Source organism: Nonomuraea sp. NPDC048916, assembly GCF_040649575.1.
Classification (GTDB): Bacteria; Actinomycetota; Actinomycetes; order Streptosporangiales; family Streptosporangiaceae; genus Nonomuraea.
The window spans coordinates 71,296-96,759 of the sequence record NZ_JBEZFS010000019.1; the positions used below are offsets into that span (position 1 = coordinate 71,296).

A 25,464-nucleotide genomic window follows, 5' to 3' on the forward strand; every position below is an offset into this window, starting at 1 on the left:
TTTTAGATCGTTGATTTCTCGTTTTCGGAGTCAGCGGGTTCGGCGGCGGCTTGCAGGAGCAGCCGGGTGAGAGCCTCGGGATGGCTGAGCATGACATCGTGCGGTCCGTCCAGGGCGTGTGACCGATACCCCAACTCGGCGGCGAACCGATCGAAGGGATAGGTGCCGGGGCGGCAGTGAATGCCCGTTCCGGGGATCCGGTCGACGGCTCCCGTCAGACGGGTGGCCTCGGTGAAGGTGCTGAGCGCCTGGGGGACCAGCCGAGGGGCGAGCCATTCGGCGTCGGCCGGTTCCGTGATGCCGAAGGCTGCTGGTGGGGGCGGGGGAACGGTCTTGCCGTCTCCGGCGGCGTCGCGGAGCGCTGTCACCAACCACTCGGGGGCCAGGTCGAACAGACTGACCCCGTCAGAGCCGGCCCAGCCGTCCACCAGGACCACGTGGTCCACCAGGTGAGGCCGCTGATCGGCGGCCTGCCGGACCACCAGGCCGGCGTAACTATGCCCGACCAGCACGACGTCGCCGATCCCGCCATCGGGTTCGTGCCCGTCGGCGGCCAAGGCGTCGAGGACGGCGACGACATGGTCGGCATGGACGTGCAGTCCGGCATGCGCCTCAAGGGGCAGGGCGGGAGTGATGGCGTGTGCGCCCGCGCGCCGCAGCAGCGGAGTCACCCGATCCCAGGCCCAGGGGCCGTGCCAGGCGCCGTGAACGAGCACGAAAACGGTCATGCTTGCCTCCGTCAGGATGTGGGGTCACCGGCCCGCCCACACGTGGGGGCCATAGGTCTGAAGATTAACTCTCAACTTCCTGTTTTTGAAGTGTGAACACTGAAAACAGTAAGCCAAGGAGTCCGCCGGTTTCTGGATCTCGCGATCGAGGGCGAGCTCCGGGACTACGGAAAGCCCGCGGCCGGCCGGCATTCGGCGTCGGCCGCGTCCGTTCCGGCGGTCGGCCCCGGCAGCCGTGGCGCGCTCGCGGAAGAGGCCACGGACACCACCCGGCCACGCGGGTCGCGGCCGGGGTCCCCGTATACTCCCAACTGCTCCAGGCGGAGGGTCTCGACATCCCAGTCGGCCTCCTCTGATGGGTCCCGGGGCGTACCTTCCCCATGGTCGTTCGAGGTCTCACCCACGGCTCGTGGTGATCGCCAACGAGTCCGGCCTGGTCGGTTCGCCGGCGACGGGCGCTGAGATTTCCGCGGGGTAGGGGATGCGAGCAGTGAAGGCAGGCGGGGGCGGCGAGCCGGGCGCGGGTCGTGTGGACGCCCGGGGGCCGGCGTGGATGCGGAAGGTATCGGCCGTGCTGGCCGTGCTGTCGGTGTCGCTGACCGTGGCCGGCACCGCGATCCAGTTATCGGTGCCGAAGGAGTGGGCGCCGTGGCCGCCCATGGCACCCGACCACGGCGCGGGCCTGATGTTCCCACTGATCGGCGCGTTCCTGATCGCGTACCGTCCCCGCCTGAAGCTGGCCTGGCTGATGTGTGTCGGCGGCCTCGCCTGCGCGGTCAACGTGATGGTGACCGGGCTGCAGTTCACGCAGGCGTCGGCCGGCGACCTGGAGAGCGCCGGATGGCTGCGCATCCTGGCCATCGCAGGCTGGACGGTCGGGGCTTGCACGCTGGGGATCCTTACGCCGCTGCTCTCACCGGACGATCGCCTGCCCTCCCGCCGCTGGCTGCCGGTGGCGATCACCGGTGTGGCCGCGACCGTCCTCGAGGGCGTGCGCAACATCGTGCGGCCGACGCCGCCCGCGAGCACCTACCGCTGGCCGGAGGTCATTCCGAATCCGCTGGCGATCGAGGCCCTGGCTCCCTACCACGCGACGTTGACGCGCTCGCTGACACTGCTGATCAACGCCTGCGTGGTGCTCGCCGTGATCTCTCTGCTGGTACGGCTGCGGCACGCGCCCTCGACGGCACGCAGGCAGATCGCCTGGCCGCTGAGCGCGTTCGTCATCTACACGCTGTTCGTGCTGCTCGGCGAGGCCTACTGGCTGCCGGCGACGATCTGGACCGGGCTGATTCCGGTGACGATCGCGTTCGCTGTGCTGCAATACCGCCTGTACGGCATCGACACCGTCATCAGCCGGACCGTCATCGCGACCGGCCTGATCGCCGCGGTCGGCGGAGTCTACTTCGGCACCGGCGCCTTGGCCGCGCTGCTGGTGTCGGGCTACGACCAGGTGGCGGGGCTGGCCGCCGCGCTGGTGGCGGGCGCGTTCTTCCAGCCGCTGCGCACGCGCCTGCGCGGCCTCACCGACGTGATGCTGTACGGCAAGCACGGCCAGCCCGAGGAACTGGCCAGGAGGCTGGCGCGCGAGGTCGGCGAGACCGAGCCGGTGAACGCGCTGGCCGCCGTCACGGCGGTGGTGCACGACGGCTTGGGCGTAACCGGCGTCGTCGTCGAGGTCGGCACGGAGGCCGGCACGGCGGGCATGCGGGTGGAGCTGGGGACGACCGGTCCGGACCCGCGTGCCGTGCCGCTGGTGTGGCACGGCGAGCCGGTCGGCCGGATGCTGATCGGGCCGCCCGGACCGCGCCGCTTCTCCGCCGCCTACACCGAGCGGCTGATCAGCGCGGCGACCCTCTACGTCGCGGACGTCGCGCACGCCGTGCTGATGACGGCCGACCTGCAACGTTCCCGGGAGCGCATCCTGAACGCACGTGAGGAGGAGCGGCGCAGGCTCCGCCGCGACCTGCACGACGGCCTCGGCCAGGCGCTCACCAACATGTCGATGTCACTGACCATGGCCCAGCTGCGCCTGCGCGAGGTGCCGTCCTCGGCCGACCGGATGCTGCGGGACCTGTGCGGCAGCATGGACTCGGTCAGCCAGGAGGTCCGCGAGCTGGTCTACGGCCTGCGCCCGCCCAGCCTGGACGACCTCGGCCTGCTCGGGGCGGTGCGCGCGCTCGCCGAGGAGCCGGGGCCGCCCGTCCAGGTCGAGGTGGAAGGCGAGACCCGGGACCTGCCGGCGGCCGTGGAGGTGGCGGCGTATCGGATCGCGCAGGAGGCGCTGACCAACGTGCGCAAGCACGCCGACGCCACCCGGACCACCGTCACGCTGGCCTGCTCGGAGCACGCGCTGGTCGTGCGGGTGCGCGACGACGGCAAGGGGCTGCCCGGCCACCGGCGCTCCGGCGTCGGCTTCGCCTCGATGCGCGAGCGCGCCGCAGAGCTGGGCGGCACCTGCCGGATCACCCAGGCCCCCGCGGCCGGCACCGACGCCGGCCCGGGGACGCAGGTGGAGGCCACGCTCCCGCTTCCCAGGCCCTCTGGCGCCGGTGACGCGGGCGTGAAGCACCGATGACGCGAGCTGCCGTTACGTCGCATCCGTGCCAGCCATGCGACGGGGAAGAGGAGCACATCGACCGATCCACATCGATCCAAGCGGCGCCGACGCTGCGATCCTCTACTCCGACACGAACGGCGCCGGCGACCCCCGGCGGCTGAGCAGGCAGGTCAGGCCACCGCCTCGCTGATGAGCGGCAAGGGGCGGCCGTCTCGTACACGAGTCTCCAGAACACGCGTTCCCGCAGAGCGCGCGTGTCGTCGGTGAACAAGGTCTCCGACCGGGCGCGGGGAATGGACGGTCGCCACGGCGTACGCTCTTGCGTCGAGCCAGTGGCCGCCCCGCTTCATCGCTCCGTCGGCGACCTGTCGGCGACGGAGCCGGCCATCGGCGTCGGCACGACTCCGCTTCACCCCCCCGTTCTCCTTTGAGCGCGCAGGCAACGCCGCGCGGCGTCGGCATCAGAAAGAAGGTGATCGTGTGTCTCAGCCCGGTACGGCCTCCGCCCCGGGGCGGACTCCCGCGTGGCGCTACGCCATCGGGATGTTCGGCACGTCCATCCCGATCAACATGATCAAGGGGTCGATGATCCTCTACTACGTCGACATTCTGGGTCTCGACGTTCGCGCCTACGGCGTGGTCATGGTGATCTACGCGGTCATCGACGCGCTCGACAACCCGCTGCTCGGCCACCTCTCCGACCGCACCCGAACCCGGTTCGGCCGGCGCCGGCCGTGGCTGCTCGTCGGCGCGCCGATGCTCGCGGCCTGCATGATCGCATTCTTCTCCGCGCCGACCTCTCTGCAGGGCATCGGCCTCCTGCTCTGGTTCGCGGTCTTCGCGATCCTGTGCGAGGCCTTCGACTCGATGCTCAACGCGAACTACGGCGCGCTGCTTCCCGAGCTGTACCCGCAGGAGAGCGACCGCGCCGTAGCCAACGGTCTGCGCCAGGGCTTCCAACTCGTGGCGCTGGTGATCTCGCTCGCGGTCACCCCGTTGCTCACGACGAACGTGTTCGGCACCGAGGAATCCACCGAAGGCTTCCAGATCACAGCGATCATCTATGGCGCGGTCGCGCTCGTCGTGATCGTGTTCATGGCGCTCGGCGCGCGCGAGCGTCCCCGCTACTCCACGCGCGAGCGGCCGCTGCTGCTGCCCAGCGTGTGGTCGATCGTGCGCAACCGGATGTTCTGGACGGTCGGGCTCACCGGCGCCTGTTACGGGATCGCCATGGCGCTCGTACTCTCGGGCATCCAGCTGTACGTCCGCTACTCGCTCGGGCTCCCGGTCGGGAACGCGCTCTACCTTCAGGGCATCGTCATCCTCGTCTCGGCGGGCGGCCTCGTGGTGTGGACACGCGTCGCCGCACGCCGCGGCGCCCTGTGGACCTGGCGGCTTGCCTTCGCGGTGCTCGCGGCCAGCTTCGCAGCCTTGTTCTTCGCCACCGACCTCGTCACCGCGATCGCCGCAGGGATGCTCGTCGGGGCCGGGTGGTCGGGAATGCTCGCGACGAACGACCTCATCGTCGCGCGTGTGCTGGACGCCGACGCGGCGCGCAACGGGGAACATCGCGAAGGGCTCTTCCTGTCCGCGTTCGGCTTCTTCGGCCGGCTCAACGGGATCGTGACCGGACTCGCGCTCACCTCGCTGGGCGTGTTCTTCGGCTACAACTCGGGCGACGACCCCGGCGCCGACCCTGGGCTCGCGTTCCGGGTGTACTTATGCGTGTACCCGTTCGTGCTGACGACGATCGGCGCGGTCGCGGCGCGACTCATCTCGGTCCCGATCGAGACGCCGCCCACGGCGGCTGAGCCGGTCGAGCCGCCGCCCGCCGGCCCCGTGGACGAGTCGGCCGTGGAGCGCCCCCGATGACCCGCCGCGTTGTGATCACGGCCGACGATCTCGGCCGCGAACCGGGGACGACAGAGGTCATCGTCGCACTGCTCGCCGAGGGACATGTCACCGCGACGACGCTCATCTGCGTCTCGGCGGCCGCGGAGCAAGCCGCGAACCAGGTCAGGGAGCTCGGCGTCCTGCCGCGGGTGCACGTGACGCTCACGAGCGAGCGCGGGCTCCCGCGCTGGCGACCCCTCAACGGCGCGGCGAGCCTCGTCGATCCGGACGGAACACTCAGTGACGACCCGCTGGCTCTCGGAGCCCGTGGCGAGGCGCGGGATGTCATACGGGAGGCGGACGCACAGCTGCACTGGATGCGCCATCGGGGCCTTACACCCCAGGCGGCCGACTCCCATGCCGGCACCCTCTACGGCCTGCACGGCCGGTCGTGGCTCGCCGAGGCGCTTGAGTGGTGTGCGCGCCACGGCCTCGCCTTCCGGCTGCCCCGTGACCCGGAGCCGTACTTCGGCGGACCGCTCCCGCCGCGGCTCGCGGCAGCGCACGAGCGTGCCGTCGCCCTCGCCGATGCGCTAGGCGTGTCCATCCCGCAGACGATCGCCACCAATCGGCGCAGCGCACACGAGCTCGGTGCCTATGAGCGACTGCGGGACGATTACCTCCGCCGGCTCGCAGCCCTTCCCGAGGGCACGAGCGAGTTGTTCCTGCACCCGTCCCGAGAGGACGCGGTCACGGGACCGGACGGCATCGTGCGGACCTGGGAGGCGCGGCTGCTGCGTGACCCGGTGTGGCACAACGCCCTTGAGAGTGAGCGTGTCGAGGTCGTCGGAGGCTGGTGAACCAATCATGATCGATTCGCGCTGCCCCACCGGGGAGGAGCGAGACGAACCCTTCCAAGGGTGACATGTGCGCGCTGCGTGTGATCAAGGATCGCGTCATCTCGGTTCCCGTCATGATCCCTGCCGACCCGGATCGCGACCTGGCGGAGATCCACGCCTGGGCTTGGCCGGAGAACACCCCTGGCGTGGAGTTCGTCTTCGACCTGCCCGAGGACGTGGCGGTGCAAGCGGCGGGATCACCCTGCTCCCCAGGTGGTTCGGCTGAGACCCATCACGCCAGGAGGGCGCGCCAGCGGTCGGCCGACTCCATCATGTCCAGGCTGACCCGCTCCAGGAACGCCCCTCCTCTGGCCAGACGCTGCCCTACGGGCCTGTCGAGCCCGCACGTCTCCGCCGCCGCCATCGCGGCCTGCGCCGCCTCGAGCGTCTGCCGCTCGCTGATCACGATCGAGTGGTACCAGGCGTCGTCGTCGACCACGTAGATGTCGCGACGCCGCTGCCGATCGCGCTCGCGCCGGACAAACCCCTGCTGGATCAGATAATTCACGGCCACGGAGACGGAGGCCGGGCTGACCTTCAGCCTGCGGGTCAGCTGGCCGCGCTGCGCGCCGATCCCGCGCTCGCCGAGCGGGCCGTGGAGGAGCTGCTGCGGTATCTGAGCGTCGCCAAGACGTTCATGAGGACGGCGCTGGAGGACGTCGAGATGCGGGTCGCGTTCCCCGCGCTGGTCAACCGCTTCCCCACGCTGCGCCTGGCCGTACCGGCTGAAGAGGTTGGCCTGCGCCCGGAGACCGCGGACATCTACGGGGTGAAGAGCCTCCCGGTCACCTGGGACGTGTGACCGCGAGCCAGTGGCGAGGCCGGCCAACTGGGTGAGCAGACCGTCCCTATCGGGTCGGTGAATGCCTGCCGCCCGCCGCTCAACCGCGCAGCCGCGCGTTGAGCCGTGCGGCCTGTCGCGTGAGGTGGTCGCGTTCGGGGAGGCTGGACGCCGATCGGGCAGCTTCGGCGTAGAGCCGTGCTGCGGTCACTGGGTCACCGTCACGCTCGTGCAGATACGCCGCGACGGCGGCGTGGCGGGGCAGGGCGGGGTCGAGCACCGCCAGGGCGGCCAGGCCGGCCCGAGGGCCGTCGGCCTCGCCGACCGCGACGGCCCGGTTGAGGCGGGCCACCGGGCTGCCGGTGAGGCGCACCAGTTCGTCGTACCACTCGACGATCTGCACCCAGTCGGTCTCCTCGGCCGTCCGGGCGTCGGCGTGGAGCGCGGCGATGGCGGCCTGGGCCTGGAACTCGCCCAGGCGGTCGCGGGTGAGGGCCGTCTGGAGCACATCGACGCCCTCGGCGATCAGGCGGGTGTTCCACAGGCTGCGGTCCTGCTCGGCAAGAGGCACGAGCCTGCCGTCGGCGCCGGTCCGTGCCGGGCGCCGTGCGTGGTGGAGCAGCATGAGCGCGAGCAGGCCCGCGACCTCCTCATGGTTGGTCTTGGCCGCCAGCCGGCGGGTGAGCCGGATCGCCTCGCCGGCGAGGTCGACGTCGCCGGAGTAGCCCTCGTTGAAGACCAGGTAGAGCACGCGCAGCACCGTGGCGACGTCACCGTGCTGGTTGAACCGGACGCCCGAGACGGTCCGCTTGGCCCTGCTGATCCGCTGGGCCATGGTCGCCTCCGGCACGAGGTAGGCCCGCGCGATCTGACGCGTGGTCAGGCCGCCGACCGCGCGCAACGTGAGCGCGACGGCCGAAGCCGGTGTCAGGGACGGGTGCGCGCACAGGAAGTACAGCTGGAGCGTGTCGTCCACCACCTCGCCCGGGCCGGGCACGGGCTCGCCCTCGACGCGTGCCTCGCGGTGCCGTCGGGAGGTATCGGCGCGGGCGGCGTCGAGGAACTTACGCCAGGCCACGGTGACCAGCCAGCCCTCGGGATCCCGCGGCGGGTCGTCCGGCCACACGCGCACGGCCTCGACCAGGGCGTCCTGCACGGCATCCTCGGCCGCCGCGAAGTCGGCTCCGCGACGGACGAGGATGCCGATCACAGTGGGGGTGAGGGTCCGCAGCTGGGACTCGTCCACCGTGCGTCACTCCGTGATGGTCGGGGGCGCGGCCAGGAACGGGCGCACCTCGAGCCACTCGTGGATCGGCTTCCCACCCGCACCCGGAGCCGCGGACAACTCGCCGGCCAGCTCGAGCGCCCGCTCGTAGGTCTCGACGTCGATCACCATCCAGCCCGCGATCAGGTCCTTGGTCTCCGCGAACGGGCCGTCGGTGACCGGCGGCCGCCCCTCGCCGTCGTAGCGGACGAACGTGCCCTCCGGGGAGAGCGCCTGACCGTCGACGAACTCGCCGGTGCCCTCGAGCCGAGCGGCGAAGTCCTGCATGTACCGCATGTGGGCCGAAAGCTCCTCCGGCGTCCACTGGTCCATCGGCACGTCGTTGACCGATGCCGGCGCGCCCCGGTAGTGCTTGAGCAGCAGGTACTTGGCCATCATGTTCTCCTCAGTGCGGTACGGCCCATTGTGGCCGTGTTCACTCCGGGGACGAAGCCGCGCGCGGGTTCTCGACATCCCGCCGCGACTTTTCCTGGCGGACTTCAAAGACTCCGCGCACTCCGAGGCGCCACAGATGGGCACAGGGGGCCGCTTCGCGTCCGAGGAGCGAAGGGCGCGTTTCGTCCAGCTCCTTCAACTGAACGCGACGTCAGACGGAGCGAGGGTGAAGAACCGGGCCCGGCTCGTCCCGGCCGATCTCCGGGCACCGCCGCAGGGGCTCCAGTTCCTCGTCCGTGAACACCGGAGCGACCACCAGGCACCTCCCGCCAGAGCCCGAAGCTCCCCGGCCCAGGAGCCTGCCCAGCCATTTCCGCCCGATTTTCCCGCGTACTATGGCGACCCCGATTGAGCAGCCCGGTGCCGGATCCCGTCGAGCACGGTGCCGAGCATCCGGTCGAACTCCGCCAGGGACCCGAAGCCGGCCTGCAGGGGCATGAGGGTGGCCATCGTCGGGTAGGCGGTGGCGTCGATCGCGGGCAGGTCACCGGCCCCGTCGGGTTCGCCGCTGAGGACCGCCAGCAGATATCCGTTGAGAAAGCCGAACAGCATCAGCGGCGCGTCCGCGACCACCTGGTCGGGCAGACCGGCCTTACGCATCGCGGTGACCAGTCGTTCCAGGGCGCTGAGGGCCACCGGCGAGGTCTGGGCGCGCGTGGCCAGCAGCGGGAACACCCGGGGGTGCCGGTAGGCCATCTCCCGGTAGCCGTGCGCCGTCCATCGGGCGGTCTCTTCCCAGCCGTGTGAGGTGTCGTCCGCGGTGACCGCCACCTCGGCGAGCACGGCCTCGGACATCGCGTCCAGCAGCGCCGCCTTGCCCTTGATGTGGTGGTAGATCGACATCGGGTCGACTCCGAGCTCCTCCGCGAGCCGTCGTACCCCGAAGCGCTCCAGGCCGTCGCGGTCGACGAGTGCGACGGCGGTGGCCGCGATGCGCTCGCGGTCGAGCCCCGCCGACCTGCCCTGTGTGCGTCTGGCCACGTCCGGTCTCTCCATTTGCTAAACCTACACCGTAGAACGTACTTTACGGAGCGAAAACCTACGACGTAGATTTTGGAAGGGAGCAGTCATGACCAGAACCATCAACCGTGCACCGTCGACACAGACCAGGCGCCCCATCGCGATGTACACCGGCCTGGTGCTCACCGTCGCGGCGATGATCGCACCGTACGTCGACCGTGCCACGGGACACGTGCTGGCCGACCACATCCGGGCCGGCTACCCGGCGTACTCCCAGGAGCGCATCGACTCGGCCGTCACGGCGTACCTGGTCATCCTCACCGTCGTCGGCGTGCTCGGCGTCGTCAGCTGGGTCTGGACCACGTGGGCGGTCAGGTCCGGCAAGCGGTGGGCCCGCTGGGCGGCCACCGCGATGTTCGCGCTCGGGACCTCCGTCGCGCTGACCGGACTGTTCGTCAAGGACACCTCCGGCGACACCGGCCTGGCGCCGCTGCTGGGGTGGATCGGAATGGCGCCGTGTCTGGCAGGGTTGGTGGCCGTCGCGATGCTGTGGCGGAGGTCCTGACCAGGCTCACGGAGATAGGCGTGCAGCGCTTCATCCGGGTCGCCGACCGCGCCGGTGATTTTCGCGAACCAGGCGCAGGACGAGGGCACGGATGAAGCGGAACGTGGGCGGGCGCCCCGGCCGCCTCGGCCGGCAGGTACGGGCGTGACGCCGTTTCATCAGATCGTGATGCCAGCGCAGGACGGTATCCGGGCCGGACGACAAGCCGCAGCCGGCGCAGCACCTCGTGCGGCAACGATGCCAGGAGGGCGGCGAGAAAGGCCCGGCCCTCCGGAGCCTTTCTCGCCTCGGTGTCGGCGCCGAGGTGGCGTTCCAGAACGGTGATCTGATGACGCAGGGCAAGTATCTCGACGTCCTTGTCCCGATCGCCCATCGACAGCAACCGCAGCGCGGCGAAGGCGTTCGTGACGGTCAGGCAGGCCAGGCGAAGGAGCGCGGCCGATCATCATGCCGCACCTGCCTCCCCTCTCCTGGCGGCGCGTGGTCGACCAGGTCGCCGACCTTCATCTCGCGCGGCGCGGCGCGATCCAGCCGGAAGAACTGCTCCAGCTCTGCAGTCGACGGCTCCTCGGCAAGCGCCATACCGGACGACCGGCTCATCAGACAGGAATCGCCGGAGATGACCCAGGAACCTTAAGCCGGCAACCAGACCGATCTGGTTGCGCATCGCACCGAAACGAAGATCACGTTTCCAGTGGCACCCAGCCTCCAGGGCCCATCTGTTACAAAGCACCCCTTCTCAATCGGTCCAGGTTGTGCAACTATCGTTCCAATCACACGCAATTGGAAGGATTGTTGCGATGCAGGATCGGGTGATCCCGGCCTGGCTCGGCGGCGGCGACTCGCATCAGGGCATATCCCCGGCCATGCGGCGCGTCGCCCAGGCGCTCGCCGCCAATCCACAACGATGCTCCTACGCGCCGGTCGCGGAGGTGGCCGAGTTGGCAGGCACCACGCCGAGCACCGTGGTGCGCTACGCGCAGGCACTGGGCTATCGGGGCTGGCCGCCGCTGCAACAGGAGTTGCGGGCACACTACCTGGCCAGCCTCAGCACCGACCAGACCAAGGCCGAGCACGCCGACGGCGGCGCGATGGGCCCGGTGCACGAGGCCGTGCGGCGTGACATCAGCAACCTCACGCTGGCGCTGGAGCTGGTCGACCCCGAGGTGGTGCACGCGGCGACGGTCGCCATGGCGGGCGCCCGCAGCACCCTCGTCGTGGCGTCCGGCTCGTTCACCGCCCCGGCGCACGTGCTGACCCACCTGGCGAGCACCATGGGCCTGCCGTTCACGCTGGAGGGCCGCGGCGGCGTGCACCTGGCCTCGGCGGCCGGAAGGCTCAGCCCGGAGGACTGCCTGGTCGCGATCAGCTTCTGGAAGCAGTTCCGCGAGATCGCCGTACTGACCGAGGCGGTGCGTGAGGCAGGCGTGCCGGTCGTGGTCATCACCGACGCCGCCAACACCCGCCTGGCGTCCGCGGCCACGTACCTGATCACGGTTCCCAGCGAGGGGGTGTCGTTCTTCCAGTCCGTCACCGCGGCCACCTCGGTGGTCTACGGGCTGCTGGCCGGGATCGAGTCCCACGTCGCCGCCGACGCGCGGAAAGCCCACGAGCGCACCCAGGCGCTGTGGAACGCGCTCGACGTGTGGGACCAGCGGAGGTGACCGTGCCCGGCGTGCCCAGCCTCGTCGTCCGCCCGCAGGGCTTATAGCCCGCCGGCGACGCTTCCCACTCCTGACGCCGTTTCGTCGTCGTCACCCGGACTTCACCCGTTCTGCGCCGAGCCCGTACCGGCGCATGCCCGGCTGCCTTTCGCCGTCGCCACGTCTCCGGTGTCCCGCCATCGGCGTCCGTGACGAAGAGCCCTTTCCTGAAGCCGGCCGATCCCGGCCCGCGAAGCCGTGTACGCCGCCCCGCGGCCCCCGAACCCGTTCCCAGGGCACCCCCTGACCCAGCTCAAGGAGATCTGATGACTGGCCAGACTCGCCGTTCCTTCCTCCGCTACGCCACGTCCGTCGCGGCCCTCGGCGCCGCCGCTCCTCTGTTGTCCGCCTGCGGTTCCGACGCCGCGAGTGCGCCGCTCTCGGCGGGCGGCGGCAAGAAGGTGGGCAAGGTCGGCTTCGACCACCCGTTCAACACGGTCCCGCTCTGGTCGACGATCATGAAGTTCGCCGAGCAGTCCGCCAAGGCGGCCGGCGCCGAGCTGCTCACCGCCGTCGACGACGCGCAACTCGACAAGCAGCTCGCCAACCTCCAGGGCTGGATCGCGCAGAAGGTCCCCGCGTTCACCGTGCTGCCGATGGAGGTCACCAGCCTCGAACCGGTCGCCAAGTCCGCGCTGGACGCCGGACTGGTGTGGGTCACCTACGCCGGTGAGATGAAGAACCAGAGCGGCTCGGTCCTGCTGAACAACAAGGAGTCGGGGTTGCGGCTCGGCCAGCAGGCCGGCCGGTGGGTCACCGAGAAGCACGGCGGCCGGGCCAACGTCGTCCTGCTGGAGTACCGCGAGTCCGGCACGATCGGCATCGAGCGGTGCGACGGCATGATCGAGGGCCTTAAGCAGAGCGCACCCGACGCGGAGATCGTCGCGACTCAAGCCGCCAGCGACCCCGCGACCGGACTGCAGGTGATGCAGTCCATCCTGAGCAGCCGCAAGGACATCAACGTGGTGCTCTGCTACAACGACGACGCCGCGACCGGCGCCTACCGGGCCTTCGTCAACGCGGGCTTCGACAAGGACGACGCCGATGTCTTCATCGGCGGGCAGGACGGCGCCAAGGAGGCGCTGGAGCTCGTCCAGCAGGGCACGATGCTGCGGTGCAGCTCCGCGCTGCGGATCTCCGAGCTGGCCAAGGTCTGTGTGGAGCACCCGATGGCGCTCGCCGCCGGCACCGCGAGCTCGCCCGTCGTGCAGATGCAGATCGAGGCGCTGACCGCGGCGAACACCGACAAGCTGGCCGCCTACCTGTCGGACCTGGCGTAGCGGGTCGTCATGAGCTTCGTCATCGACGGCGTACGAAAGTGCTACGGCGCCAACGAGGTGCTCAAAGGCGTGTCGTTGCGCTGCGAGCCCGGGCAGGTGCAGGCCCTGCTGGGCGCCAACGGCGCGGGCAAGAGCACGCTGATCAAATGCCTCAGCGGCGCCCACGCGCCCGACGCTGGAACGATCCAGCTCGACGGCGAGGTGTGGACCGGTCTGACCCCGCAGCGGGCGGCCGAGGCCGGAATCGCGGTGATCTACCAGCACCTCAGCCTGGTCGCGTCCCTGTCGATCAGCGACAACGTCTTCCTCGGCAGAGAACTGCGCCATGGCCCGCTGCTCGCCCGAGCCGAGCAGCGGCGCCGTACCAGGGAGGCGCTGAGCGGCGTCCTCGGCCCGGACCACGGCCTGCGCGAGGACACGATCGTCGGCGATCTGCCGATCGCGAGCCAGCAGCTCGTCGAGATCGTCAAGGCCACCTCGCGCCCCGGCATCCGCGTGCTCATCCTGGACGAGCCGACCGCCGCGCTGTCCGACCGCGAGGCCGGAAAGCTCAAGGACGTGGTACGGCGCATCGCCGCAAGCGGGGTGCACGTCCTGTTCATCACGCACATCCTCGGCGACGTGTTCGACCTCTGCGACCGGATCACGGTGCTGCGGGACGGCGTGGTCGCGCTGGACGAGCCGGTCGGCTCGGTGCGGACCGAGCAGCTCACCGAGGCCATCACCGGCCGCCTCCCGGCTCCGCGCCGCGTCGCGGGACCCGCGCTGTCGCGGCGGCGTACCCCCATGCTGACGGTGTCCGGGCTGTCCGGCGAGCGTTTCGACGACGTCACCTTCACCAGCCACGAGGGCGAGGTGGTCGCGATCTTCGGTCTCGTCGGCTCGGGCCGCAGCGAGCTGCTGGAGACGCTGTACGGGGCCCGCCGCGCCGATGTGGGCACCGTACAGGTGGGCGGCCGTACGGTACCGCGCCGGTCGAGCCCCAAGGCCGCGCTGCGCGCCGGGATCGCGCTGGTGCCCGGCGACCGGGCCCGGCAGGCTGTCTTCGCCGACCTCGACGCGGCGGACAACGTGCTGCAACCGGCGTTCGGACAGCTCGGCCCGCCGCTACTGCGGCACCGCGCGGCCGAGCGACGGCGGTTCGCCGCCGGAGCCGACCAGGTGCGGCTGCACCCCTCCGACCCGGCGCTGGCGGCACGGGCCTTCTCCGGCGGCAACCAGCAGAAGCTGGTGCTCAGCCGGTGGCTCGCCGCCTACCAGGGGGTACGTGTCCTGCTGCTGGACGAACCGACCCAGGGCATAGATGTCGGCGCCCGCGCCGACATCTACCAGACGCTGCGCTCGGAAGAGGTGCTCACCGGCCGCACGGTCGTGTTCACAACGTCGGACCCGGACGAGGTCGCTCTGCTGGCCGACCGCGTCCTGGTGCTGGTCCGGGGCCGCATCGTAGCGGAACTCCCGGCTGAGCCGCTCGACCGCAACCGCATGCTGCACCTGTCCCACCTCGGCATCCTCGACCCGGTGCCCAAAGCACCCCAGACGGAAGGAGTCTCCCGACCATGAGCCAGGTCAAGGCGGCGGACGTGACCACCGCCCAGCACGGCGACGGCCACGGGGAGCCGGTGCAGCGGTGGACCGCGCAGCGCGTCGGAGCGCTCCTCGTCCGCAACAGCCTCGTCATTGGCATCGCCGTGCTGCTGATCGTGTTCACCTCCGCCGACTCCACCTTCCTTACCGTCGACGTACTCAAGAACATCGCCCTGCAGAGCACCGTGCTGGCCATCGTCGCGGTTACCAGCACGCTGCTGGTGATCTCTGGAGAGGTGGACCTGTCCGTCGGCTCGCTGGAGGCAGTCTCCGCGGTGACCGCCGGGTACCTCATGGCCGCCAGCGGCTGGGGCACGCCCACCGCGGTGCTCGTCGGCCTGGCGGCTGGGGCCGCCGCCGGAGCGGTTAACGGCTTCCTGGTCACTGTGGTCGGCATCAACTCGATCGTGGTCACGCTCGGCATGGGCAACATCACCCGGGGCCTGACCTACCTGATCACCACAGCGCCGGTGTTCGGCTTCACCGAGGGCTTTTTGCGCCTGGGCAACGGCACGTTCCTCGGCATAGCCATCCCGATCTGGATCGCCGTGCTGGTTTTCGCGCTCGGCGGGGCGTTCCTGGTGCTGACCCCCACCGGGCGGCACATCTACGCGGTCGGTATGAATCGCGAGGCCGCCTACCTCGCCGGGCTCAACCTGCGGCGGATCCGGTTCGTGCTGTTCACCCTGAACGGCCTCGCCGCCGGACTGGCCGGGGTCATCCTTGCCTCTCGTCTCAACAGCGCGCCCCCCGGCACGCTCGGCGTCGGCTTCGAGCTGCAGGTGCTCACCGCGGTGCTGCTGGGCGGGGTCGCCTTCACCGGCGGCAGGGGACGGCTGCTCGGGGTGCTGCTCGCCGTACTGTTCCTCAACATCCTGCAGGCCGGCCTCACGATGATGAACGTCGCGAACGCCTGGCAGCAGATCTCCCAGGGCGTCGCGCTGATCGCGTCCGTCGGGCTCGACCTGTTCAACCACCGGCGCGGCCGCCGCGCGCTGCTGCCATGGGCCCGGCTGCGCCTGGCCAGAAACACCACGTCCGGCGATCAGGAGGCATCACGATGAGCATCACCATTCCGACCTCGGTCGGTGAGACCTACGTGGCCGAGGCCGGATCCGGCCGGCCGATCCTCGTGCTGCACGGCGGTCTGGGGCTCGACCACGGCTACCTGCGCCCGACCTTCGACGCCTTGGCCGCCAGCCACCGGGTGGTCTACCTCGACTTCGTCGGCAACGGCCGGTCCGACCGCGCTTTGGACTACGCGGCGATCCACGACAACACCATTTGGGTCCGGCAGGTGGACGAGGTCATTGAGGCGATGGGCCTGGAGAACCCGGTCATACTCGGCCACTCCTACGGCGGCTACGTGGCGCTGGAGTACGCGCTGACCCCGTCGGGCGCTGGCCGGCCGATGATCCTCGTCTCGACCGCGCCCAAGCTCGACCACACCGACGTGGTCGCCGAGAACGCGGCACGGCGCGGCACCCCGGAGCAGGTGGACGCGGTGCGGGTGCGGCTGGCCCGGGCGCAGGCCGACGACGACGAGTGGGCCGACCTGTGGCGCACCCTGCTGCCGCTGTACTTCCACGCGCCCACCGCCGAGTTGGTCGCCCGCGCCTCGGAAGGCACCCACTTCAGCGCGGAGGCGTTCAACACGGCGCACCTGCGGGCGCTGCGCGCCTACGACGTCAGCGGACGGCTCGGCGAGATCACCGGCGACACACTCGTCGTCTCCGGCGACGACGACTGGATCCTGCCGCTGGAACTCTGCTCGCAGCGGCTCGCCGCCGGCATCCCGGGCGCGGCGCTCGCGGTCCTGCCCGAGTGCGGGCACTTCCCCTTCATCGAGCGCCCCGAACCGTTCCTCACCGTCGTACGGGACTGGCTCGAACGGCACTGAGCCGGACCGTCCGCAAGACGAACTGATTCCCCAGAAAGGACAGGAATGAGCGAGACCACACCAGGGTCGGTGGCCGTAGTCGGCCTGGGCGCGATGGGAGGTGCGACGGCGGCGATGCTCGTTCGGCGCGGCTGGTCAGTGCTGGGCTGCGACCCGTCGGAGGAGTCTCTGGCCCGGGCGCGCAACGCCGGCGTCAACACGGTCACCTCCATCGCGGACCTGACTGGAACGGAACAGGTCCTGCTCTCCCTCCCCGGCGCTGAGCAGGTGCGCGTCGTCGTCCCCGAGCTCCTGGAGCTGGACTCGGTACGCCTGATCGTCGACACGTCCACCTCCGACCCGCAGACCAGCGTCGGCCTGGCCGCGGACGCCGCGGCGCGCGACGTCGTATTCGTAGACGCGCCGGTGTCCGGCGGCCCGTCCGGCGCCGCCGCGGGAGCCCTCGCCGCGTTCGTCGGCGCGGTGCCGGAGACCGTCTCGACGGCGGCTCCGCTGCTTGACGCGATCACCGGCGGCGGATGGCGGCACATGGGAGGCCCCGGCGCGGGCAACGTCACCAAGCTGCTCAACAACGCTTTGTGCGCCGGGGCCATCGCGCTGTGCGCGGAGGCCGTCGACATCGCCGCCGCGTACGACGTGGACGCGGACAAGGTCGTCACCGCGCTGAACAGCGGCTCGGGACGCAACGCGGCGACCGACGTCAACTTCCCGCGCTGGGTGCTGCCGGGCACGTACGACTCCGGGTTCCCGATCAGCCTCATGGCCAGGGACGTCAACCTGGCGGCTGACTTGGCTGCGCGCACCGGCACCGCCATGACCGTCATCGACGCCACCCGCCGCACCTGGCAGGAGGCGGCGCAGCAGCTGTCGCCGGACGCCGACTTCAACCGGGCTGCCCAGGTGATCGCTGCCTCGTCCGGGGCGCTGACCCACGCCGGGAGGACCCAGTGACCATCTCACCGACGCTCGGACTCAGCGCGGCCGCCACCGCCGCCGCGAGCATCCTCGGCGAGGCCCTGCCCGAGGGGTTGGGCGGGTACGCCGCCGGCGAGCACCTCGCCGGGCGCGGTGCGGCCGTCGAGGCACGCTACCCGGCCACCGGGGAACTGCTGACCACCTGGCGAGATATCGGCGCCGAGGGCACGACCGCCGCGATCGACGCTGCCGCGGCGGCGCTGCGGCCATGGCAGGAGGCCGGCCCGTTCGGCCGCGCCGAGGCGCTGCGCCGTCTGGCCGCACTGGTACGGGAGGCGGCCGGACAACTGGCCGCCCTGGAGTCAGCCACCGCGGGCAAGCCGCTGCGTGACAGCCGGGTGGAGGCGCTGCGGGCCGCCGACTTCTTCGACTACTACGCCGGATGGGCCGACAAGATCACCGGCCAGACGCTGCCTGTCCCCGGACCGTGGCTGACCTACACTCGCCGCGTGCCGTACGGCGTGGTCGGGCTGTTGACTCCGTGGAACGCTCCCCTGTTCACCGCAGCGTGGAACTCCGCGGCGGCCCTGGCCTGCGGCAACACCGTGGTGCTGAAGCCGAGCGAGTTCACCCCGGCCACCACGATCGTGCTGGCCCGGCTGGCCGAGCAGGCCGGCCTGCCGCCGGGCACGCTGAGTGTCGCGAGCGGGCTGGGGGAAACGGTCGGGCAGGCGCTGGTAGCCGATCCCCGGGTGCGCAAGGTGGCCTTCATCGGGTCGGTGGCCACCGGCCGTACAGTCGCCACGACGGCCGCCTCCAGAGGCGTCCCGGCGCTGCTCGAGCTGGGCGGCAAGAGCGCGAACATCGTCTTCGGCGACGCCGACGTCGACGCCGCGTCCGACGGCGTGCTCGCGGCGATCTTCGCCGGCGCGGGCCAGTCCTGCGTGGCGGGTTCCCGGCTGCTGGTGCACGCCGGTCTGCACGAGGAGTTCGTCGCCGAAGTCGTCCGCAAGGCCGCCCTGCTGAGGGTCGGCGACCCGCTAGACCCGGAGGTCGAGATCGGGCCGGTCGGCAACGCCCGGCAATACGAGCACGTGTGCGGGCTGGTCGAGCAGGCGGTGGGCGAGGGCGCCGCGCGGGTCAGCAGGCACGGCGAACGGCACGGGCTGAGCGACGGAGGCTACTGGGTCGAGCCGACCGTGCTCGACCACGTGACCACCGATCACACGGTGGCTCGGACCGAGGTCTTCGGTCCGGTGCTGGCGGTGAGCACGTTCGTCGATGAGGCCGATGCGGTCAGGCAGGCCAACGACACCGAGTTCGGCCTGGCCGGAGCGGTCTGGACGCGGTCGGTCGAGCGGGCGCACCGAATTGCCGACGATGTCCGGGCCGGCACGTTCTGGATCAACTCCTACAAGGCGATCCATGTGGCCGCGCCGTTCGGGGGGTTCGGGGACTCGGGCTGGGGTCGTTCATCCGGCCCAGACGTACTGGGCGAGTACACGCAGGCGAAGGCGGTCTGGGTGCCAACGGCTCCGTACCCTGCACCCTTCCCGTCCCTGCGTGCTTCCTGACGTCTACGAGAGCGTGCCCCTTGGTCAGGTCGTGGGCGTCGCGTGCGCCCCACGACCTGGCCAAGCCGCCCAGACGCTTCGCGAGAGAGCGGAGATCCTCTGGCTGACTACCGGCCCCCGGCGCCGCAAGCCCGGCATGAGTGTGGCCTCCGCCGGTAGGCGGCCGAACAGCAGACCGATCCTCAGCGGTCGGTGAAAAGGAACAGCGCTCGCGCGCTGAAGAAGGGAGTGGCGACGGGTTGGCGGCTGCTGCCACGACGGTGCCCCGTCACACGCCTGGTGAGACGGTTGCGTCGTCGAACCCGGCTCCGTCCACGATCTGTCCGCCGCCCGCGCGCACGTCCTTGGGCGCGTTGCACGCCGCTGCCGACGGCGGTCTTCCCGCCCGGCGAGCCTTTCATCACATCACCAACAGCCCCGGTCTGATCGGCGACATCGCCCGCGCGGCGCTTGTCCTCACCCATTTCGAGCACCATTACCTACTCGCTGAGATCACGTCACTGTCAAAGGATTGCGTCTTGAAGTATGGCGGGGATCTGCCGCCGCTCGATGAGCCGCAGACGCCGGCGGCAGTTCACCGGTGCCGTTGAGGCGCGCAGCCGTCGAGGATCCCAGCCCGCGATTGCAGTATGGCAGGCGGGGGCGGGAAGTTCGACGTCATAGCGCTCGACGCTGGTGCCTGCCAGGTGAATGATGCGCGAATTCTCCACGCGTAAGGCGCTGGCCTCCATAGAGGCAATTCTATCAAGATGATGTTAGTTTCCGAATGTTATTCGGAGTGCTCATGCCTTCCACCGGATCCGCTACCCATGCTGTGGCATAGCCGCTCGCGGCTCGCCGCAGCTCGTCCGAAGCCGGGGTCGATGACAGAAGTGACAGAACGCCGGATGTCAGCCCTGATCTGCATCGCCGGCACCCGAAGCGACAACGGCGGAACGCTGACGGAATGCGTTTCGGGGTGACACCTGACGCTGGGCCTGTACTTCGACAGATTACCCTTGGCGGTCAATCGCATCATGACCGATGCGCTGATCGATCTGGTGCCCGACGTGACCCGGTTCTCCGGTCAGGAACTCCTGGAAGCCGTCCGACGAGCCGGTATCACCGTAGATCAGATGGCGGAATCGGGGGCGCGCGAAATGGAAGCCGGACAGGGCCGAAGGTATCCATTCAGGCCCAGTAGACAGGGGTGGGAGAAGTGACTGCCTTACGCGGGCCAGGAGCCTACCGGGTCCCCCCGTCCGTGCCGACGCCACCTTCATCGACGGCAAGCTCGGTGAACGGCCTCAAGCATCCCCCATCCCGGCTCAAGGCGAGCGGGTGATTCTGGAGCGGCGTTCCCGCCGCGAGTTCGATGGGAAGCGGAGATGTGGGAACAGGCGGCTGCGAATGATCCTGCGCTGACGGGCAAGCATTTGCGCGCTCATGGTTAACGACATGCCTCGCTAGGCTCTGGCAATGTTTCCCTCGACCCGCCAGTGATTTAGGGAGGGCATGACAACTCTGAGCTTTACCATGCCGCGCCTGGTTCCGACTCACTCCCGGAGCCGCTCGGCATTACCACTGCCATTTTCCGCAGGGCGAGGACGGCATGTGCCTCGGCGGGACTGAAGCTGCTTGGTGAACGAGCCTGAGATCTGCGATGCCAGGCTGCCTCCTCGTGCCCAGGCGGCGGAGTGGGAAATTTTTCGGATCGTTGACTGAGGGAGTCAGCAGATGACGCAAGTGTCTAACCAATCTGTCATGAGGTTGTGGAATGAGCCGGTTGTGCGGTATCTGCGGGAGGAGGAATGCGCCAGGCCCGAGCTGCCCGCTCACCTGGGGCCGATCCTCGAACAGCTCGCCATGGGGGTCACCGATGCGACTGCCAGCCGGAATCTGCATATATCGGCTCGCACGTTCAGCCGCCGGGTAGCCGAAGTGCTGACCTTCCTTGGCGTCGCGACGCGCTTCCAGGGCGGCATGGCCGCCGTTAGCCTCGACCTTTCGGTCCCGGCCCTCCCCTATGAACCCATCGAAGTCTGCGACTTCCGGCTCATCTCGAGTATTCGGCCTCATCGACGTGACGTCGTCGGGCTGAATCCGTCGGGAGATCCTTCGGCGACCATGCGGCCCACGGCCTGACGGCTGAAGCCGGTCGTCTCCGACGCCCGCCAGGGCGCCTTCCCAATGACGACCGCGAGAGTGCCCGGGAGCGTCGCGGCGGCGAACCGTACGGCTACTGGCCGCGTCCGTCGGCGGCGACGAGCCGGATCTCGCTGGTGTAGCGGCGGTTCCCGCTGGCGGTGAGCCACAGTTCGCTGGGGTCGGGCCGCATTTCGGTTATGACGGTGACACTATCTGGGTCCGCGCGTTGACTGCGGCGCGTGGTGGCTGTGAAGAGGGCGGCGAGGGCGGGGCTGTCCAGATCGAGGTAGACCGGTTTCGGCTCCTCAGGCGTGCGCCAGAACAGGTGCCTGGGCATGCCCTCGGCCGCGGCCCAGGCGCGTAGCCGCGCGTAGCCGACGGCCTCGTCGTCGACTGTCAGATGGGGGAGCTCGGCGCTCGGCACGCGCCAGGTCTCCCGGGCGAGGACGAGCTTGTCGATCGTGACGCGGGGGGTGTGCGGCATCGGCGGCATCGGTGAGAAGGCGTCGACCGCGGCCTGCGACAGGAGCTCGCCGAGCACGTCGAGGAGTGGGGCGACCCGGCTGCCTTCCCTGTGCCTGACATCGAGGGCCCTCCCGTCGGTGGGCACCGGTACTTCCAGGTCCCGGATTTCGAGGACTCGCCCGGACGGCGCCGGCCGCGCCCCGCAGCGGGGGCCGAACGACAGATATCTGTAGGCGGGAGAGAAGTGCTCGGGGTCGGGGTAGTGCCTGCCGGTTATGTGCGGCAGGCCACGGGCGTACAGCGGCACGAATCGCTCGTGCGGGTGGTCGTGTTCCCTGGCGGCCTCCCCGATCCGCCCCGGCTTCGGATGCCAGTGCAGGAACGTGTTCGAGTCGACCGTGGCCATGGCGATGTGCAGCTCGCCGAGGACGACCTCGTACCGGCCGGCGCGCAGAGCGTCGAGGCCGTCGGCGGCGATCATGAGATCAGGGCTGTGATGCGCCCCGGCGAACCAGGCCGCCCGGTCCGCGAGGAACAGCCGCCCGGCCTCAGGGGCGAGATCGGCCGCGCGGTAGCACGCGCGGGCGACCGCCGGGTCGAGGTTCAGTAGCCGCCGCCACTTGTCCTGGAGCAGCGAGGACACGGAGGGGGTGGCCTCCGCGACGGCCTGCCGACCGTGCAGCATCACCAGCCCGAGCGGGACGGCGTCGGTGCCGAACACGACGGCCAGTTCCCGCACCGTGTCGTGCAGGACGAGTTCGTACCGGCGCCCCAGCTCCGAGACCAGCCAGCGGGCGCTGTCCAGGACCAGGGTGAGCGGCGCGGCCAGCTGCGAGAGGAGGGCGTCGCCGATCGTGAGGTCGACGTCGCGCCGGCTCTCTGGGAGCAACAGCCGCCGCCCGGCCGTGTGCATGCCCGGCCTGCGCTCGGCGGCCACCCCTGTCGCCTCCTCGAACGCCTCGTCGAGCCGGCGTATCCCCGCCCGGAGCGTCTCCGCTGTGTGGGCCGCGGAGGCCAGGTCGAGGCGTGCCCGCTCGAACTCCTCGACTCGTGCGGCGGCGGTCGCCCTGGCCTCGCATGGCGGAAGCCGGTCGATTTGGTCGTGCAGGGACTGGAGCGCGTGCGGGCCCTGAGGGACGTCGAAGCCCCAGTGGAGGAGGCCCATGGCCGCGAGGCGCCCGAGGTTCGCCAGGACGACGTCCTCGCCGACCGGCGCCCCCGTCCGCCAGGTGAGCTCGGCCGCGAGCAGACGGGGTGTCCTGCGCCCGTCGCTCAGGGCGGCTAGGTCGGCTAGGTCCGCGTCCAGGGTCGTGACGGAGCCGTCGCTCCGCACGAGCGCACGGCCCAGGAGCGTGACGTCGTACGTCAGGACGGGCGGCAGGTGATGGCGGATCCGCGGGTCGTCGGCCAGGCTCGCCGCGAGCGCCTCGACCGGCCAGTCCTCGAAGTGCACCACGCTCTCGGCCACGACGTCGGGTCCGCCGTGGAATCGCGCGTGCTCCTCGATCCCGCCCACCCGGACCCACGCGGACGGCCCGAAGAAGCCCACGGTGTCGTTCTTGGCGTGGTAGCGCTGGAGGTAGCCCACCAGCGTCGCCTCCTGGCGCCGCCACGGCCTGCTTCGCTTGAGCGGCTCGCCGTCCGCGGGCAGGTGCTTCCTGAGCCAGTTGATCACCCGTTCGATGAGTGCCGGGTTCTGCCAGGTCATGGCCTTCAGCACGGGATCGGAGCAGGCGAGGTCGAGCATTCTGGTGTTCGTCTCGTACTGCGCGGCGGACCAGGCGGCCCGGTATTCGTCCTCGACAGCCGGATCCGCCAGGTCCCGCGCATACGCCTCCGCCAGGCGGGCGACGGGATGAGACGCGGCAGCCGTCAGTTCGCCGAGCGGGAACCCGGCGCTGCGGAGAACCGCGTCCTCCCACACCCACCAATCGCCTTGGCCCAGACGCCTGCGCATTCCCATGTCCCCTCTGTGTTTGCATCTCTGTGTCCACATCGCCGGTTCCCGGACATCTCGTCGGCGCGGCGCAGTCGGAGGCGATCAGACCGCGAGCTCGGCGCGCAGCACCTTCCTGTCGGTCTTTCCGTTCAGCGTCAGCGGGAGAGAACCCCTGTGGTGGAAGGCGACGGGCCGCATGGGCCGGGGCAACCCGGCCACGAGAGGCGCCAGCTCGGCCGGCCCCACCTCCTCGCCCGTGTAGAACGCGTGCAGTCGGGCCTCGCCGTCCAGGGCGGCGACGGGAAGTACCACCGCGTCCAGCACCTTTGGATGCCCGCGCAGCAACGACTCGATCTCGCCCGGCTCGATGCGGATCCCCTGTACCTTGATCTGGTCGTCGACGCGGCCGACGTGGACCAGATGCCCGTTCTCCCGGCGGACCAGGTCGCCCGTCCGGTACCAGTGCGCAGCGGTGAGCGGCTCGGCGCCGTCGTACACACGGGCCGAGATCCCGTCGAAGGTCACGAACCGGCCCGTGTTCTCGTCGGGGTCGAGGTAGCCGGGAAAGCGCTGCGGCCCCCGGACGCAGAGCTCGCCCTCCTCCGCGGGGCGCAGCCGATCATCGATCAGCACGTACTCCAGCGCGGGGTAGACGGGCCCGATCGGAAGGGTGCCGTTCGACGTCAGCGGCCAGGCCGGGTCGCCGGGGTGGACCGCGAAGTCGGTGCACACGAGTGTCAGCTCGGTGGGGCCGTAACAGTTGTGCAGCGTCGTGTTCGGAGCGGCGGCGCGCCACGTCAGCGCCTGCCCGTTCGTGAGCGGCTCGCCGCCGAACAGAGTCTGCCGCAGCCCGGGCACCGACCCGGGCGTCAGCCCACCGGCCCGTACGGCGAACGTGATGACCGAGGGCACGGAGAGCCAATGGGATAGGGCTCGTTCGTTCGCGAACCGTACGACGTCATAGATCTCGCTCCTGCGCGGCACGCACAGGGTGCCGCCCGCGGCCCAGGCGCCGAACAGCTCGTTGACCGCGGCGTCGAAGGACAGCTCGAACGTCTGCGACACGCGACAGCCGGGCTCGAAGCCGAAGCGCGGCAGGGCCTCCTCCAGGAAACAGGAGACGTTCGCGTGGGTGACCGGCACGCCCTTGGGCTCGCCGGTGGACCCGGAGGTGAACACGATGTACGCGACGTCGCTCAGCGGCTCCCGGACGGAGGGGACGCGCGGCGAGCGCGAGGCTTCCCACGCCGCGCGCGGGCCCCCACCGGCGAGATCGACGACGGGAACCCCGGCCGTCCGCGCGTACGCGGCCGAGGTGTGGCCAGAGCTCACGTCGATGATCGTGACCTCGACGCCCGCGGCACGGGAGATGGCCGCGTTGCGCGCTGCCGGGCTCCTCGGATCCAGGGGCACCACCGTCGCGCCGAGCCGCAGCGCCGCCAGGTATCCCGCGTAGGCGGCCACGCTGCGGCTCATCAGCAGGCCGACGCGCGCCGGGGGGCCGCCGGCCGTACGCTCGACCAGAGCGGCCAGGCACCCGGACAGCTCGGCCAGTTCCGTGTACGTCAGCGAGTGGCCTTTGACTTCGAGTGCCGTAGTCCCGGCGTGACCGCGCGTTGTGCGGTGAAACCAGTCGTATAAGGCTCGTACCGACAATGCATTTCCCCGTGTTGTCCAGGAATCCCCTCGGGAGAATTCGCAAGGAGATCGCGCGTTGCCTCCGCCGAGACGGTTGGAGCGACGCGTTTTCCGAGGAGAGTCCCGGGCGGCGGGCCGATTCAGCTCACCACCGACCGAAAACGCAGGTCAAGCGCGTGACGTCTTCTCGCCACGGTGCCCGGCTCGCATTGCTCTCCCGCTCCCTTTCAGGTAGGGAAACACGCCGGGCCGGGGTGGTCGGGCGTCGACCGAGACCGCTGTCACACATA

22 protein-coding genes and 2 pseudogenes are annotated in these 25,464 nt (G+C 70.3%); 14 read left to right on the forward strand and 10 right to left on the reverse strand.

All coding sequences use genetic code 11. The features are described from left to right. Positions 1 to 2: 2 nt before the first annotated feature. Both AB0C16_RS21845 and AB0C16_RS21850 read right to left on the reverse strand, forming a co-directional pair. The gene (locus AB0C16_RS21845) at positions 3 to 728 is read right to left on the reverse strand and encodes an alpha/beta hydrolase family protein (protein ID WP_357685608.1); all 726 of its coding nucleotides are present in this window, start codon (positions 726 to 728) and stop codon (positions 3 to 5) included. Between the two features lie 194 nt (positions 729 to 922). After that, positions 923 to 1,075, reverse strand: a pseudogene (locus AB0C16_RS21850) (NUDIX hydrolase); the annotation flags it as partial. Between the two features lie 206 nt (positions 1,076 to 1,281). Here AB0C16_RS21850 and AB0C16_RS21855 point away from each other — a divergent pair. From AB0C16_RS21855 to AB0C16_RS21865, 3 genes are all read left to right on the forward strand, one after another. Continuing rightward, positions 1,282 to 3,306, forward strand: coding sequence for a histidine kinase (locus AB0C16_RS21855; RefSeq protein ID WP_357685611.1), 2,025 nt, complete (start codon positions 1,282 to 1,284; stop codon positions 3,304 to 3,306). Positions 3,307 to 3,768: 462 nt separating this feature from the next. Then, positions 3,769 to 5,160: an MFS transporter gene (locus AB0C16_RS21860; RefSeq protein ID WP_357685613.1), complete on the forward strand. Its 1,392-nt coding sequence runs from the start codon at positions 3,769 to 3,771 to the stop codon at positions 5,158 to 5,160. Further along, the gene (locus AB0C16_RS21865; protein WP_357685615.1) at positions 5,157 to 5,981 is read left to right on the forward strand and encodes a ChbG/HpnK family deacetylase; all 825 of its coding nucleotides are present in this window, start codon (positions 5,157 to 5,159) and stop codon (positions 5,979 to 5,981) included. The genes AB0C16_RS21860 and AB0C16_RS21865 overlap by 4 nt, the downstream gene beginning before the upstream one ends. A gap of 271 nt (positions 5,982 to 6,252) precedes the next feature. On the opposite strand, the gene AB0C16_RS21870 is transcribed toward AB0C16_RS21865, so the two are convergent. Then, a complete protein-coding gene (locus AB0C16_RS21870) occupies positions 6,253 to 6,426 on the reverse strand; it encodes a hypothetical protein (RefSeq protein ID WP_357685771.1) in 174 nt (57 codons plus the stop codon). A gap of 144 nt (positions 6,427 to 6,570) precedes the next feature. Between AB0C16_RS21870 and AB0C16_RS21875 the strand changes: the two are divergent. Continuing rightward, positions 6,571 to 6,822, forward strand: a pseudogene (locus AB0C16_RS21875) (cytochrome P450); the annotation flags it as partial. Positions 6,823 to 6,901: 79 nt separating this feature from the next. Here AB0C16_RS21875 and AB0C16_RS21880 read toward each other — a convergent pair. The 3 genes from AB0C16_RS21880 to AB0C16_RS21890 form a co-directional block, all read right to left on the reverse strand. Further along, positions 6,902 to 8,047, reverse strand: a complete 1,146-nt coding sequence (locus tag AB0C16_RS21880; protein ID WP_357685617.1) for a DUF6596 domain-containing protein — start codon at positions 8,045 to 8,047, stop codon at positions 6,902 to 6,904. A 6-nt stretch (positions 8,048 to 8,053) separates the two neighbouring features. Then, complete coding sequence (locus AB0C16_RS21885; protein WP_357685620.1) at positions 8,054 to 8,461, reverse strand: YciI family protein; 408 nt, start codon at positions 8,459 to 8,461, stop codon at positions 8,054 to 8,056. Positions 8,462 to 8,854: 393 nt separating this feature from the next. Then, a complete protein-coding gene (locus AB0C16_RS21890) occupies positions 8,855 to 9,502 on the reverse strand; it encodes a TetR/AcrR family transcriptional regulator C-terminal domain-containing protein (RefSeq protein WP_357685622.1) in 648 nt (215 codons plus the stop codon). Positions 9,503 to 9,590: 88 nt separating this feature from the next. Between AB0C16_RS21890 and AB0C16_RS21895 the strand changes: the two genes are divergently transcribed. Beyond that, positions 9,591 to 10,046, forward strand: a complete 456-nt coding sequence (locus AB0C16_RS21895; RefSeq protein ID WP_357685625.1) for a hypothetical protein — start codon at positions 9,591 to 9,593, stop codon at positions 10,044 to 10,046. A 411-nt stretch (positions 10,047 to 10,457) separates the two neighbouring features. Here AB0C16_RS21895 and AB0C16_RS21900 read toward each other — a convergent pair whose 3' ends face one another. Then, positions 10,458 to 10,628: a hypothetical protein gene (locus AB0C16_RS21900; protein WP_357685627.1), complete on the reverse strand. Its 171-nt coding sequence runs from the start codon at positions 10,626 to 10,628 to the stop codon at positions 10,458 to 10,460. A 218-nt stretch (positions 10,629 to 10,846) separates the two neighbouring features. Between AB0C16_RS21900 and AB0C16_RS21905 the strand changes: the two genes are divergently transcribed. The 7 genes from AB0C16_RS21905 (at position 10,847) to AB0C16_RS21935 (ending at position 19,005) form a co-directional block, all read left to right on the forward strand. After that, positions 10,847 to 11,710, forward strand: coding sequence for a MurR/RpiR family transcriptional regulator (locus AB0C16_RS21905; RefSeq protein WP_357685629.1), 864 nt, complete (start codon positions 10,847 to 10,849; stop codon positions 11,708 to 11,710). A gap of 305 nt (positions 11,711 to 12,015) precedes the next feature. Continuing rightward, complete coding sequence (locus tag AB0C16_RS21910; protein ID WP_357685632.1) at positions 12,016 to 13,029, forward strand: sugar ABC transporter substrate-binding protein; 1,014 nt, start codon at positions 12,016 to 12,018, stop codon at positions 13,027 to 13,029. A gap of 9 nt (positions 13,030 to 13,038) precedes the next feature. Then, positions 13,039 to 14,592, forward strand: coding sequence for a sugar ABC transporter ATP-binding protein (locus AB0C16_RS21915; protein WP_357685634.1), 1,554 nt, complete (start codon positions 13,039 to 13,041; stop codon positions 14,590 to 14,592). Beyond that, positions 14,589 to 15,680, forward strand: coding sequence for an ABC transporter permease (locus AB0C16_RS21920; protein ID WP_357685637.1), 1,092 nt, complete (start codon positions 14,589 to 14,591; stop codon positions 15,678 to 15,680). Before AB0C16_RS21915 ends, AB0C16_RS21920 begins: the two co-directional genes overlap by 4 nt. Then, positions 15,677 to 16,516 (forward strand): alpha/beta fold hydrolase, encoded by an 840-nt coding sequence (locus AB0C16_RS21925; protein ID WP_357685639.1) that lies wholly within the window; start codon positions 15,677 to 15,679, stop codon positions 16,514 to 16,516. Before AB0C16_RS21920 ends, AB0C16_RS21925 begins: the two co-directional genes overlap by 4 nt. A gap of 45 nt (positions 16,517 to 16,561) precedes the next feature. Next, on the forward strand, positions 16,562 to 17,467 hold the full coding sequence (locus AB0C16_RS21930) for an NAD(P)-dependent oxidoreductase (RefSeq protein ID WP_357685641.1): 906 nt from the start codon (positions 16,562 to 16,564) through the stop codon (positions 17,465 to 17,467). Then, complete coding sequence (locus AB0C16_RS21935; RefSeq protein WP_357685643.1) at positions 17,464 to 19,005, forward strand: aldehyde dehydrogenase family protein; 1,542 nt, start codon at positions 17,464 to 17,466, stop codon at positions 19,003 to 19,005. Before AB0C16_RS21930 ends, AB0C16_RS21935 begins: the two co-directional genes overlap by 4 nt. A gap of 503 nt (positions 19,006 to 19,508) precedes the next feature. On the opposite strand, the gene AB0C16_RS21940 is transcribed toward AB0C16_RS21935, so the two are convergent. Next, complete coding sequence (locus AB0C16_RS21940) at positions 19,509 to 19,736, reverse strand: hypothetical protein (protein WP_357685645.1); 228 nt, start codon at positions 19,734 to 19,736, stop codon at positions 19,509 to 19,511. Positions 19,737 to 20,021: 285 nt separating this feature from the next. Here AB0C16_RS21940 and AB0C16_RS21945 point away from each other — a divergent pair, with 285 nt between their 5' ends. Both AB0C16_RS21945 and AB0C16_RS21950 read left to right on the forward strand, forming a co-directional pair. Then, the gene (locus tag AB0C16_RS21945; protein WP_357685647.1) at positions 20,022 to 20,207 is read left to right on the forward strand and encodes a hypothetical protein; all 186 of its coding nucleotides are present in this window, start codon (positions 20,022 to 20,024) and stop codon (positions 20,205 to 20,207) included. Positions 20,208 to 20,772: 565 nt separating this feature from the next. Then, the gene (locus AB0C16_RS21950) at positions 20,773 to 21,129 is read left to right on the forward strand and encodes a hypothetical protein (RefSeq protein WP_357685649.1); all 357 of its coding nucleotides are present in this window, start codon (positions 20,773 to 20,775) and stop codon (positions 21,127 to 21,129) included. Positions 21,130 to 21,223: 94 nt separating this feature from the next. Here the strand turns inward: AB0C16_RS21950 and AB0C16_RS21955 are convergent, their stop codons facing one another. Both AB0C16_RS21955 and AB0C16_RS21960 read right to left on the reverse strand, forming a co-directional pair. Then, positions 21,224 to 23,554 (reverse strand): lantibiotic dehydratase, encoded by a 2,331-nt coding sequence (locus tag AB0C16_RS21955; RefSeq protein WP_357685651.1) that lies wholly within the window; start codon positions 23,552 to 23,554, stop codon positions 21,224 to 21,226. A gap of 84 nt (positions 23,555 to 23,638) precedes the next feature. Next, on the reverse strand, positions 23,639 to 25,192 hold the full coding sequence (locus AB0C16_RS21960) for an AMP-binding protein (protein ID WP_357685653.1): 1,554 nt from the start codon (positions 25,190 to 25,192) through the stop codon (positions 23,639 to 23,641). Positions 25,193 to 25,464: the final 272 nt, after the last annotated feature.

What these genes read in the sequence shown, in the direction of transcription:
- AB0C16_RS21945 (WP_357685647.1), top strand. Translation starts at nt 20,022, where the DNA reads ATGACCGATGCGCTGATCGATCTGGTGCCCGACGTGACCCGGTTCTCC.
- AB0C16_RS21865 (WP_357685615.1), top strand. Translation starts at nt 5,157, where the DNA reads ATGACCCGCCGCGTTGTGATCACGGCCGACGATCTCGGCCGCGAACCG.
- AB0C16_RS21940 (WP_357685645.1), bottom strand. Translation starts at nt 19,736, where the DNA reads ATGGAGGCCAGCGCCTTACGCGTGGAGAATTCGCGCATCATTCACCTG.
- AB0C16_RS21955 (WP_357685651.1), bottom strand. Translation starts at nt 23,554, where the DNA reads ATGCGCAGGCGTCTGGGCCAAGGCGATTGGTGGGTGTGGGAGGACGCG.
- AB0C16_RS21910 (WP_357685632.1), top strand. Translation starts at nt 12,016, where the DNA reads ATGACTGGCCAGACTCGCCGTTCCTTCCTCCGCTACGCCACGTCCGTC.
- AB0C16_RS21915 (WP_357685634.1), top strand. Translation starts at nt 13,039, where the DNA reads ATGAGCTTCGTCATCGACGGCGTACGAAAGTGCTACGGCGCCAACGAG.
- AB0C16_RS21845 (WP_357685608.1), bottom strand. Translation starts at nt 728, where the DNA reads ATGACCGTTTTCGTGCTCGTTCACGGCGCCTGGCACGGCCCCTGGGCC.
- AB0C16_RS21900 (WP_357685627.1), bottom strand. Translation starts at nt 10,628, where the DNA reads ATGGCGCTTGCCGAGGAGCCGTCGACTGCAGAGCTGGAGCAGTTCTTC.
- AB0C16_RS21895 (WP_357685625.1), top strand. Translation starts at nt 9,591, where the DNA reads ATGACCAGAACCATCAACCGTGCACCGTCGACACAGACCAGGCGCCCC.
- AB0C16_RS21855 (WP_357685611.1), top strand. Translation starts at nt 1,282, where the DNA reads ATGCGGAAGGTATCGGCCGTGCTGGCCGTGCTGTCGGTGTCGCTGACC.
- AB0C16_RS21905 (WP_357685629.1), top strand. Translation starts at nt 10,847, where the DNA reads ATGCAGGATCGGGTGATCCCGGCCTGGCTCGGCGGCGGCGACTCGCAT.
- AB0C16_RS21925 (WP_357685639.1), top strand. Translation starts at nt 15,677, where the DNA reads ATGAGCATCACCATTCCGACCTCGGTCGGTGAGACCTACGTGGCCGAG.
- AB0C16_RS21885 (WP_357685620.1), bottom strand. Translation starts at nt 8,461, where the DNA reads ATGGCCAAGTACCTGCTGCTCAAGCACTACCGGGGCGCGCCGGCATCG.
- AB0C16_RS21930 (WP_357685641.1), top strand. Translation starts at nt 16,562, where the DNA reads ATGAGCGAGACCACACCAGGGTCGGTGGCCGTAGTCGGCCTGGGCGCG.
- AB0C16_RS21920 (WP_357685637.1), top strand. Translation starts at nt 14,589, where the DNA reads ATGAGCCAGGTCAAGGCGGCGGACGTGACCACCGCCCAGCACGGCGAC.